General features: G+C 64.6%; 12 protein-coding genes. 11 read left to right on the top strand and 1 reads right to left on the bottom strand.

Translation table 11 applies throughout. The annotated features are described in order from the left end of the window. Positions 1 to 20: 20 nt before the first annotated feature. Positions 21 to 329: a hypothetical protein gene (locus AC1D1F_RS01600; RefSeq protein ID WP_477654712.1), complete on the bottom strand. Its 309-nt coding sequence runs from the start codon at positions 327 to 329 to the stop codon at positions 21 to 23. Between the two features lie 160 nt (positions 330 to 489). Between AC1D1F_RS01600 and AC1D1F_RS01595 the strand changes: the two genes are divergently transcribed. From AC1D1F_RS01595 to AC1D1F_RS01545, 11 genes are all read left to right on the top strand, one after another. Beyond that, complete coding sequence (locus AC1D1F_RS01595; RefSeq protein ID WP_477676378.1) at positions 490 to 1,137, top strand: TetR/AcrR family transcriptional regulator; 648 nt, start codon at positions 490 to 492, stop codon at positions 1,135 to 1,137. 140 nt (positions 1,138 to 1,277) lie between these two features. Beyond that, on the top strand, positions 1,278 to 2,051 hold the full coding sequence (locus tag AC1D1F_RS01590) for an ABC transporter permease (RefSeq protein ID WP_477696291.1): 774 nt from the start codon (positions 1,278 to 1,280) through the stop codon (positions 2,049 to 2,051). 81 nt (positions 2,052 to 2,132) lie between these two features. Continuing rightward, the gene (locus tag AC1D1F_RS01585; protein ID WP_477675273.1) at positions 2,133 to 3,140 is read left to right on the top strand and encodes an ABC transporter substrate-binding protein; all 1,008 of its coding nucleotides are present in this window, start codon (positions 2,133 to 2,135) and stop codon (positions 3,138 to 3,140) included. An 18-nt stretch (positions 3,141 to 3,158) separates the two neighbouring features. Beyond that, positions 3,159 to 3,938 carry an ABC transporter ATP-binding protein gene (locus AC1D1F_RS01580; RefSeq protein ID WP_477675274.1) on the top strand — a complete coding sequence of 260 codons (780 nt, stop codon included), beginning with the start codon at positions 3,159 to 3,161 and terminating at the stop codon, positions 3,936 to 3,938. An 11-nt stretch (positions 3,939 to 3,949) separates the two neighbouring features. After that, the gene (locus AC1D1F_RS01575) at positions 3,950 to 5,380 is read left to right on the top strand and encodes an enolase C-terminal domain-like protein (RefSeq protein ID WP_477675275.1); all 1,431 of its coding nucleotides are present in this window, start codon (positions 3,950 to 3,952) and stop codon (positions 5,378 to 5,380) included. A gap of 23 nt (positions 5,381 to 5,403) precedes the next feature. Next, positions 5,404 to 6,567 carry a Gfo/Idh/MocA family protein gene (locus AC1D1F_RS01570; protein ID WP_477675276.1) on the top strand — a complete coding sequence of 388 codons (1,164 nt, stop codon included), beginning with the start codon at positions 5,404 to 5,406 and terminating at the stop codon, positions 6,565 to 6,567. 11 nt (positions 6,568 to 6,578) lie between these two features. Further along, a complete protein-coding gene (locus AC1D1F_RS01565) occupies positions 6,579 to 7,763 on the top strand; it encodes a dihydrodipicolinate synthase family protein (RefSeq protein WP_477675277.1) in 1,185 nt (394 codons plus the stop codon). Positions 7,764 to 7,820: 57 nt separating this feature from the next. Then, complete coding sequence (locus tag AC1D1F_RS01560) at positions 7,821 to 8,786, top strand: Bug family tripartite tricarboxylate transporter substrate binding protein (RefSeq protein ID WP_477675278.1); 966 nt, start codon at positions 7,821 to 7,823, stop codon at positions 8,784 to 8,786. Between the two features lie 11 nt (positions 8,787 to 8,797). Beyond that, positions 8,798 to 9,499 carry an SDR family NAD(P)-dependent oxidoreductase gene (locus AC1D1F_RS01555; RefSeq protein ID WP_477675279.1) on the top strand — a complete coding sequence of 234 codons (702 nt, stop codon included), beginning with the start codon at positions 8,798 to 8,800 and terminating at the stop codon, positions 9,497 to 9,499. 4 nt (positions 9,500 to 9,503) lie between these two features. Further along, on the top strand, positions 9,504 to 10,400 hold the full coding sequence (locus AC1D1F_RS01550; RefSeq protein WP_477675280.1) for an NAD(P)-dependent oxidoreductase: 897 nt from the start codon (positions 9,504 to 9,506) through the stop codon (positions 10,398 to 10,400). A 14-nt stretch (positions 10,401 to 10,414) separates the two neighbouring features. Then, positions 10,415 to 11,293, top strand: coding sequence for a sugar phosphate isomerase/epimerase family protein (locus AC1D1F_RS01545; protein ID WP_477675281.1), 879 nt, complete (start codon positions 10,415 to 10,417; stop codon positions 11,291 to 11,293).

The raw sequence follows: 11,293 nt of genomic DNA, 5'->3' as shown, positions 1-11,293 counted from the left end.
CCCAGCTTCGAGCGCTGTGCTTATTCAGGTGTGGCCGCGTCGCCATCGCTGCCGCCGGCTGCCAGGGCTTGGCGATCGAGCTCTTCATCGCTGAGCGGTGGGGCCGCTTCGAGGGCGGCCAGTTCGTCGAGAAACTCCTGTGTCGGCTCTTCGTGCTCCAGCAGCACCTCCTCGAGCTTTTGCCGGCCGGTTTCCGCGTGCACCGAGGGTGAGACAAGGATGGTGGGCGGAACGGGGAATTTTTCGCCAAGCTCAAACCTGAGTGCTTCAGATTTTTCTTCAACCCAGTGCGCGAAGTCACCGTCTTTGGGGGTGTTCGAATTGCTCATGGTGGGCCTCCTTGGCTTGCGTTGCGGCCTGGGCGCGAATGGCCAAAGCCTGTTTTGATTATGCGGCGATAGCGGTTGCGACGATAGTGTCCATGGCGCGGCCTTCGGCAATTTGGCCCACGGGACTTGCAATAATTCACCAAACAGTTAAATTTGCAACATGGCAGCCACATCCTCCTCCACGCCGGAACCCCGCCCACGCGACGCCGACCGCTCGCAGCAGACCATACTCCTGGCCGCGCGCGACGAGTTCGCGCTCTACGGCCTGGCCGGCGCCCGGGTGGACCGCATCGCCGAGCGCGCCGACATCAACAAGCGCCTGATCTACTACTATTTCAAGAGCAAGGACGACCTCTTCCTCGCGGTGCTGGAGAACACCTACGCCGACATACGCGCGGCCGAGCAGAAGCTGCATCTCGATGAAATGGACCCGGTCGAGGCGATACGCGAACTGGTCTCCTTCACCTGGCACTACTACCTCGAACATCCCGAGTTCATCTCGCTGCTCAACAGTGAAAACCAGCACAATGCGGCGCACCTGAAGAAGTCCTCGCGCATCCAGGAAATGAACTCGCCGCTGGTGCAGATGCTGGACACGGTGCTCGAGCGCGGGCGCCGCCAGGCGCTGTTCCGTGCCGGCATAGACCCCATCCAGCTCTACATCTCGATTGCGTCGATTTGTTACTTCTACCTCTCGAACAACCAGACGCTCTCGACCATCTTCGGGCGTGATCTGCGCGCTCCCAAAGCCATGGCCCAGCGCCTGTCGCACATGACGGACATGGTGCTCGGCTACGTGATGCACTGAGCGCTGGCCTGCCCACCCCCGGAGTTTCCCTAGGGGCCGTTGACAGCCTTCGGCCCAGCCCCAACAATTCACCATATAGTTACATACGGACGTGCCGGCCCGCGGCGCCATGCCGCATGGGCAACCAGGAGACTTATCCGATGCTGCGCAAGTTGCTGCTGTTACCGGCACTTAGGCCCTTCCTGCTGATCATCCTGCTGCTGGTGCTGTGGGACCTGGCCATACGCGGCTTCAAGATCCCGGCCTACCTGATCCCGCGTCCCGAGCAGGTCGTGGAGCAGTTGGTGTCCGAATGGAGCCGCCTGCTGCGCGAAAGCTGGAAGACCACCCAGGCCACGCTGGGCGGCTTCGCGCTCACCATCCTCATCGGCATCCCGCTGGCCATGGTGATCGCCTACTCCCGCGTCGTCGAGTCCTATGTCTACCCCTTGCTGGTGTTTTCGCAAAGCATCCCCAAGGTCGCGATTGCGCCGCTGTTTGTCGTGTGGTTCGGCTTCGGCATCTTTCCCAAGATCATCTCGGCTTTCCTGCTGGGCTTTTTCCCGGTCGTGGTGTCCACCGTCATGGGTTTCAAGTCGGTCGAGCCGGACATGCTGGACCTGGCGCGCTCCATGGGCGCCAGCCGCCTGCAGACCTTTTTCAAGATCAGCCTGCCGCAGGCCCTTCCCGCCATCTTCAGCGGCCTCAAGGTCTCCATCACGCTGGCCGTGGTGGGCGCCGTGGTCGGCGAATTCGTCGGATCGAATTCCGGTATCGGCTACGTGCTGCAAGTGGCCAACGGCAACTTCGACCTGCCCCTGATGTTCGCCGCGCTGGTGGTGCTGTCCTCCATCGGCGTGCTGCTCTTCGCGGCCATAGACCTGGTCGAGCGGCTGATGATTCCCTGGCATGCCTCGCAGCGCCAGGTGTTTTAGGCCGCCGCGCCTCCCCCTCCCTTTTTTTGTTTTTCGTTCCCCTCGTCACTTTCCATCACCGGCAACCCCAGGAGACACATCATGAAGAACCTCATATCCCCTTTGCTCACCGCCATCGCCGGCGCACTGATGCTGGCCATGTCGCCCGCCCAGGCGCAGACCAAGGCCCCCGAAAAAGTCACGCTGATGCTCAACTGGTACCTCTACAGCGAGCACGCGCCCTTCTTCCTCGGCAAGGAACGCGGCTTCTACGCAGAGGAAGGCATAGACCTGGACATCCAGGAGGGCCGCGGCTCGGCCGTCACCGCCCAGGCCGTAGCGGCCAAGTCCGCCACCTTCGGCTACATCGACGTCACCACCATGATCAAGGCTGCCGCCAAGGGCGCGCCGCTCAAGTCCACCGGCGTGCTGTTCCAGCTGAGCCCCATGTCGGTCATGGGCTTTGCCGACAAGAACATCAAGACGCCCAAAGACATCATCGGCAAGACCGTGGCCACCACGCCGGGCGATTCGATGTCGCAGATGTGGCCGCTGTTCCTCAAGGTCAACAACATCCAGGCCGACCAGGTCAAGATCGTCTCGGGCGACGGCCAGACCAAGCTCAATGCCGTGATGAACGGCCAGGCCGACCTGCTGCTCGGTTATGTGATGGACCAGGCCATCAAGCTGCAGGATGCCACCGGCAAGCAGGTCTACCCGATACGCTTCGCCGATTCGGGCATCAACCAGATCAGCTCCGGCATCATCGCCAACAAAAACCTGCTGACAGAGAACCCCGACCTGGTCAAACGCTTTATGCGCGCCTCCACGCGCGCCGCCGAGGCTGCAGAGAAAAGCCCTGAAGCGGCCGTCGACGCGATGCTCAAGGCCAACCCCAAGGCCGGCGTGCGCGACACGCTGATCGTCGGCATGAAACAAAGCGTGGCGCTGTACCACACCAAGGAAACCGCCAGCCAGCGCCCATTCCGCGTCAGCATGAAAAACGTCAGCGACTCGCTGGACCTGCTGGTGCAGTACGGCGGCATGGATGCCTCCACGCGCGGCAAGCCGGAGGACTATGTGAGCCTGGACTTTCTCCCCACGAACTGAAGAAGGCGCGCCGCATCCATGCCCAACGACCACCTGATAGAAGCCCGTGGGGTCTCCAAGATCTACCAGACCAAGGACGGCCCGGTCGAGTCGCTCAAGCCCCTGGATTTTTCGATACGCGAAGGCGAATTCATCTCCGTCGTCGGGCCTTCGGGCTGCGGCAAAAGCACGCTGCTGAAAATGGTGGCCGGCCTGCTGCCCATCTCGGGCGGCACGCTGACCCTGGCGGGCAAGCCCATCAACGGGCCGCAGAAGGACGTGGGCATCGTGTTCCAGAGCGCGGTGCTGCTGGCCTGGCGCACGGTGCTCAAGAACATCCTGCTGCAGGCCGAAATGCGCCATATGCCCAAAGAACAATCGCTGGCCAAGGCAATGCAGCTGATCGAGATGGCCGGCCTCAAGGGCTTTGAGAACAAATACCCCTGGCAGCTGTCGGGCGGCATGCAGCAGCGCGCCTCGATCTGCCGAGCACTGCTGCACGATCCTTCGGTGCTGCTGATGGACGAGCCCTTCGGCGCGCTGGACGCGATGACGCGCGAGAAGATGAACCTGGAGCTGCAGCGCATCTGGTCGGCCTCGAAAAAGACCGTGCTGCTGATCACCCACAGCATTCCCGAGGCCGTGTTCCTGTCCGACCGCGTCATCGTGATGAGCGAGCGGCCGGGATCCATTGCCGCGATCTACGACATAGACCTGCCGCGCCCGCGCACACTGGACATGATGGGCTCGCCCGAGTTCGCGGTCTATGCCAAAAAGGTGCGCGCGCATTTTTATTCGCAGGGCACGCTGGACCACTGAAGCCGCACGCCATGGACGAGCCACTTCGTTTCCGTATCGACGACATCCGCTTTTCCGAGCGCGACGTGGTGCTGCGCCTGCCCTTCCGCTTTGGCGCGGCCACCGTGACTTCCTGCCCCCAGGTCTATGTGCGGGCCCGCATACGCTTCCCCGACGGGTCGACCTCAGAGGGATGCGCGGCGGAAATGATGATCCCGAAGTGGTTCGACAAAAACCCGGCCCTGTCGAACGAAGACAACTTCCAGCAGTTGCGCGATGCGCTCACGGCCGCCCGCGCCGCCTACAGCGCCGATACCTCGGCCCGGACCGCCTGGCAGCACTTCGCGCACCATTACCCCGCGCTGATGGCCAGCGGCGCGGCCGCGGGCCTGAACCCGCTGGCTGCCAGCTACGGCCCCGCCTTGCTGGACCGCGCGATCCTGGACGCACTGCTGCTCAAGCTCAATTGCAGCTTTGCCGCCGGCATGAGCGCCAATGCGGCCGGCATGGACCTGCGCGACAGCGGCCTGGCCGCCGACCTGCGCGATTTCGACATGGCGCGCTTCCTGTCGCTGCAAATGCCGCGCAAACAGATCGCGGCGCGGCATACCGTCGGGCTGGCCGACGCGATCACCCAAGTGGACAAATCGGTCCATGAGCCCACCGACGGCCTGCCGACCTCGCTGGAGTCGGCCGTCACGCGTTACGGCCACCGTCATTTCAAGATCAAGCTCAGCGGCGACACCGAAACCGACATGGCGCGCCTGACGGCCATCAGCCATGTGCTGGAAGGCGTGGCGCGCGTCGTCACGCTGGACGGTAATGAGCAATACGCCAGCGCGGGCGCCTTCGCCGACTTTTTCGCGCAATTCACCGCTGCCCCCCAGCTCGCGCCGTTGCTGGCCTGCACCGCCTTCGTGGAGCAGCCGCTGCGCCGCGACCAGGCGCTGGTGCAGGACGTGTCGGTGCTGGCCAAACACATTCCCCTGCTGGTGGATGAATCCGATGCCACGCTGGATGCCTTCGTCCAGGCCAGGGCGCTGGGCTACACCGGTGTGTCCAGCAAAAGCTGCAAGGGTTTCTACAAGTCGGTCATCAACGCCGCGCGCTGCGCCATGTGGAACCAGGCAACGCCCGGTGCACCCTACTTTCTCTCGGGCGAGGACCTCACCATGCAGGCAGGCCTGGGCGTGCAGCAGGACTTGGCGCTGGTCGGCTGGCTGGGCCTGGCGCACGTGGAGCGCAACGGCCACCACTACGTCAACGGGCTGATGGCCGCCCCCGAGGCCGAGCAGCAAAACCTGCTGCTGGGGCACGACACGCTGTACGAGTACAGCTTTGACGCCGTGCGGCTGCGCATCAAGGGCGGGCAGATTTCGCTGGGCTCACTCGACAGTCCCGGCTTCGCCACCGGCCAGGCCGGCGGCCATATTTCCTGGGACGCGATGCGTTCCGATTACTAAACCTCCGCAACAAGGAAACACACATGAGCACACAACGACTCGGCATCATCATGCACGGCGTGACCGGGCGCATGGGCATGAACCAGCACCTGATCCGCTCCATCGTGGCGATCCGCAAACAGGGCGGCGTCACGCTGTCCAACGGCGGCAAGGCCATGCCCGACCCTATCCTGATAGGCCGCAACGCTGAAAAGATCGAAGCCCTGGCCAAGGCCCACGGCATCTCGCGCTGGGGAACCGACCTCGACGAGGCCTTGAAGAACAAGGACGACACGATCTTCTTCGATGCCGGCACCACGCAGATGCGCCCCACCTTGCTGGCCAAGGCCATCCGCGCCGGCAAACACGTCTACTGCGAAAAACCGATCGCCACCAACCTCAACGAAGCCGTCGAGATCGCCCGCCTGGCTGAAAAGTCCGGCCTGAAACACGGCGCCGTGCAAGACAAACTTTTCCTGCCCGGCCTGCGCAAGCTCGACATGCTGCGCCGCGCCGGCTTCTTCGGCAAGATGCTGTCGGTGCGCCTGGAGTTCGGCTACTGGGTGTTCGAAGGTGACCTGCAGCCGATCCAGCGCCCAAGCTGGAACTACCGCACCGAAGACGGCGGCGGCATGATCCTGGACATGATGTGCCACTGGCGCTACGTGCTGGACAACCTGTTCGGTGAGGTCAAGTCCATCTCCTGCATAGGCGCCACCCACATCCCCCAGCGCTGGGACGAAACCGGCAAGCCTTACAAGGCCACCGCCGACGATGCGGCCTATGCCACGGCCGAACTCACAGGCCACAGCGGCGAGGCAGTGATCGCCCAGATGAACATGTCCTGGGCCACCCGCGTGAACCGCGAAGACCTGGTCACCTTCCACGTCGACGGCACACACGGCTCAGCCGTTGCCGGCCTCTCCTCTTGCAAGGCCCAGTCGCGCGTCAACACGCCACGCCCGGTCTGGAACCCGGACGAGAAGCAGACGATGAATTTCTCTGACCAGTGGCAGGAAGTGCCGGACACCCAGACCTACGACAACGGCTTCAAGATCCAGTGGGAACACTTCATCCGCCACGTGGTGGAAAACGAGCCTTACAAATGGACCTTGCCCGAAGGCGCCAAGGGCGTGCAGCTGGTCGAGGCGGCCCTGCAAAGCTGGAAAGAACGGCGCTGGATCGACGTGCCGCCGCTCAAAGTCTGAAGGAAATTCCCATGGCACTGACACTCTCCTTGCCCGCGGCCGGCGGCGGCCTGCAGCCCTATACCTTGCGCGGCAAAGCGCCGGCCGCGCCCGCGCCCGGCACGCGTTTCAACCGCATCGCCTATTCCGCCGCGCACGTAGTCGCCGACCCGCTGGCGGCGGTAGACCCATGGCTGGCCTGCGCGGTCGACTGGGACGCCACCATCGCCTACCGCCGCCACCTGTGGTCGCTGGGCCTGGGGGTGGCCGAAGCCATGGACACCGCCCAGCGCGGCATGGGCCTGGACTGGCCGACCTCGCTGGAGCTGATACGTCGCTCGCTGGACGCAGCCAAAGACATGCCGGGCGCATTGGTGGCTTCCGGCTGCGGCACCGACCACCTGGTGCTGGAAAACGTCAAGAACGTCGACGAAGTCATCGCCGGCTATGAAGAGCAGATGGCCGCGATTGAAAAACTCGGCGGCAAGCTCATCGTCATGGCCAGCCGCGCACTGGCCCGCGTCGCCAGAAGCCCGGCGGATTACGAACGTGTCTACGACCGCATCCTGAGCCAGGCCAAACAACCGGTCGTGCTGCACTGGCTGGGCGACATGTTCGACCCGGCGCTGGCCGGCTACTGGGGCAGCCCCGATACCGACCGCGCCATGGACACGGCGCTCGGCATCATCGCGGCGCACGCCGGAAAGGTCGACGGCATCAAGATCTCGCTGCTCGACAAGGACAAGGAAATCGCCATGCGCCGAAAGCTGCCCACCGGCGTGCGCATGTACACCGGTGACGACTTCAACTACGCCGAGCTGATCGCCGGTGACGGCTTCGGCAAGGAAGCGACGCACGGCCAGAGCGATGCCTTGCTGGGCATCTTTGATGCCATCGCGCCGGCCGCGAGCGCGGCGCTCGGTGAACTGGCGCAAGGCAATGTGGAGAAATTCCACGCCATCCTCGGCCCCACCGTGCCGCTGTCGCGCCACATCTTCGCCGCGCCCACGCGCTTTTACAAAACCGGCGTGGTCTTCATGGCCTGGCTCAACGGCCACCAGAAGCACTTCACGATGGTGGGTGGACAGCAGAGCACGCGTTCACTGCAGCATTTCGCCGAACTGTTCCGCCTCGCCGATGCGGCCAACCTGCTGGAGCAGCCCGAGTTGGCGGTGCGGCGCATGAAGACTTTACTGGCGCTGCACGGCGTCGAGTAAGCAAGAAGAAGTCGCAAGAGCTTCCCGAGTCTATTTTTACGACCTCTGGAGACAACCATGAAGACACGCTTTTTCCTCAAGGCCAGCCTGGCCGCCGGCCTCGCAGCCGCAGCCTTCGGCGCCGCGGCGCAGGCCTATCCCAGCCGCCCAGTCAAGGTCATCATTCCCTTCCCGCCCGGCGGCACGCTGGATGCGGTGGGCCGGCAGCTGGCGCAGAAACTCGGTGAGCAGATGGGCCAGCCCTTTGTGGTGGAAAACCGTGCGGGCGGCAACGGCACCATCGGTGCGCATGTGGTCGCGCAGGCGCCTGCAGACGGCTACACCCTGCTCTTCAACGCTTCCACTTTCACCACCGCACCCATGACCATGAAGTCCGTGCCCTACGGTGTGGTGAAAGACTTCACGCCCGTCTCGCTCGTTGCCAAGGCGCCCTTGTCGATTGCCATCAACAAGAACCTGCCGATCACCGACGTGAAGTCGCTGATTGCCCACGCCAAGGCCAACCCCGGCAAGATGACGTTTGCGGTCGGCTCCATCGGCTCGGCCGGCCACCTGTCAACCGAATTGCTCAAGCGCGCCGGCGGCATCGAATACACCGTGGTGCCCTACAAGGGTACGGCGCCGGCTTTCCAGGATTTGATTGGCGGCCAGATCGACGGCTTTATCGACCCCATCCTCGGCTCGCTGCAGTACCACAAGAGCGGCCTGTTGCGCGTCGTTGCCATCACCGGCGACAAGCGCGTGCCCAACCTGCCTGATGTGCCGACCGTGGCAGAGACGATTCCCGGCTATGAGTTTTACAGCTGGTACGGCCTGTGGGGCCCGGCAAAATTGCCGGCGGACATCACGCAGAAACTCAACGCCGAAACCAACAAGGCGCTGGCAAGCGACATGCGCGAGAAACTCCTCCAGCAAGGCCTGGTGCTGACGCCCGGTACGCCCGACGATTTCGCGAAATTCCAGAACGCCGATATGGCGCGCTCACAGAAGATCATCACGGAGGGCAACATCCGTGTTGAGTAACAGACACAACCATGGCCACTGAAGACGTGAAACGCGCCCTGGTCACGGGCAGCAGTTCGGGCATAGGCCAGGCCATCGCCCAGGCCTTGCTGGACGGTGGCTGGGACGTGATCGGCCTGGACATCGCGCCCGCGCGCATCGTGCACCCGGCGTTTTCGTCCACCGAGGTCAACCTCTGCCATGCGCAGGCCACGGAGCAGGCCGTGCGCTCGGCGGGTGCCGTGCAGGCCCTGGTCCACGCTGCCGGCGTGCTGCGCGTGGGCCGGCTTGGCGAGCTCTCCAACGAGGATTCGGCGCTGATGTGGCAGCTGCATGTCGATGCTGTCACGCGCATTGCCAACCAGGTCGTCCCCGCCATGGCGCAGGCCGGCGCGGGCCGCGTGGTGCTCATCGGTAGCCGCGTGGCGCTCGGCATGGCAGGCCGCAGCCAGTACGCGGCAACCAAGGCCGCGCTGGTGGCGCTGGCGCGCAGCTGGGCTGCAGAAACCGTGGCTTCGGGTGTCACCGTCAATGTGGTGTCACCGGCCGCCACCGAAACCGCCATGCTCGCCGACCCTGCGCGCACGACGGTCCCGCCGAAGTTACCGCCGCTGGGCCGGCTGATACGGCCGTCGGAGATCGCCGCGCTGGTCGCCTTCCTGCTCTCGCCCGATGCCGCGGCCATCACCGGCCAGGACATCCAGGTCTGTGGAGGCGCGTCGCTCGCGGCGTGACACCATGACGGCGGCAAACTCCATCGGCGTTGTCGGGCTGGGCCTGGTCGGCATGGCGCTGGCACGGCGCTTGATGGCCGCCGGTTTCCAGGTCACCGGGTTCGACCTGCGCGAAGAAGCCCGGGCAGCCCTCACCGCCCAGGGCGGCCGCGCTGCCGGCTCCCTGGCCGAAGTGGCAAATGCGGCTTCCTGCATGGTGCTGGCCGTCTTCAACACCGCCGACGTGCTCAAAGTGGTCGAAGGGCCGGGAGGCCTGCTGTCCGTCTTCGGCGTTCGCAGCATCATCGACTGCTCCACCGGCACACCCCATGAGCTCGAAGCCCTGGCCGCGCGGCTGGGGGCGCGCGGCATCACCTTCATTGAAGCGCCGCTCTCGGGCTCCAGCCAGCAAATAGCCGCCGGTGAAGCCACCCTGCTGCAGGGTGGTGAGGCTGGTGGATTGCAGGCATGCGAGTCCGTGCTGTCCGCCATTTCAGGCAAACGCATCCACGTCGGCGGCGCCGGCATGGGTGCCAAGGCCAAGCTCGCGACCAACCTCGTGCTGGGCCTGAACCGGGCGGCACTGGCTGAAGGCATGGTCTTCGCCGAAAGCCTGGGCATAGGCCCCGAGCAGTTCCTGGCGCTGGTGCTGGCCAGCCCCGCCACGTCCGGTGCGGCCGAGGCCAAGGGCAGGATGATGGTAGAGGGAGACTTTGCGCCGCAGTCGCGCATTCACCAGCATCTCAAGGACGTCACGCTGATGATCCAGGGCGCCGCGGCCGAAGGCCAGAAACTGCCCTTGTCTGAAACCCATGCGGCCCTGTTGCGCGCGGCCATCGACGCCGGTGACGGCGAGCTCGACAACGCGGCCATCATCCGCGAATTGCGCCGGCGCAAAACCGCGCCGCCTTCATCGACCTGATTGAAGTTCCACCCATGAGAAACTTTTCCCAAGACCACCGCTGGCTTTCCATCAACACCGCGACCGTGCGCAAAAGCCGGGGCGTCGAGCAGCCGCTGACGGAGATCCTCGAAGCCTGCGCGGCGCGCGGCATACGCGCGGTCTCGCCCTGGCGCGACCAGGTGGCCGCAGCCGGCCTGCCGGCGATCTCAAAACTCGTCAAAACCCACGGGCTTGAACTCTCGGGTTACTGCCGGGGCGGCATGTTTCCTGCAACCGATGCGGCGGGCATCCAGGCCGCGCACGACGACAACCGCCGCGCCGTCGACGAGGCCTGCGAACTGAACGCCGCCTGCCTGGTGCTGGTAGTGGGCGGCCTGCCCGGCGCGCTGGCCGGCAAGGCGGCGCACAAGGACATCGCCTTGTCGCGCAGCCAGGTGCATGATGGCATCGCCGCATTGCTGGAATACGCCAGGCCCCGCAAGATGCCGCTTGCCATCGAACCGCTGCACCCTATGTATGCCGCCGACCGCGCCTGCATCAACACCCTCGAACATGCGCTGGACGTCTGCGATGCGCTCGACCCTTCAAAGACAGGCGCGCTGGGCGTCGCAGTGGACGTCTACCACGTCTGGTGGGATCCCAAGCTCGAAGCCCAGATCCGGCGCGCCGGCAAGGAGCGGCTGCTGGCCTTTCACGTCTGCGACTGGCTGACGCCGACGACGGATTTGCTCAACGACCGCGGCATGATGGGTGACGGCGTCATCGACATCCCGAAAATCCGCGGCTGGGTGGAAGCCCAGGGCTTCGCCGGCTATAGCGAGGTAGAGATTTTTTCAGCCGGCAACTGGTGGCAGCGCGACACGGGCGAAGTGCTGGATACCTGTATCGCGAGGCACAAGTCGGCGGTTTGA

This window comes from Polaromonas sp. P1_H6 (assembly GCF_056405195.1).
Note: the sequence above shows the minus strand (reverse complement) of the source record. Positions and strands in the feature narration are given on the sequence as shown.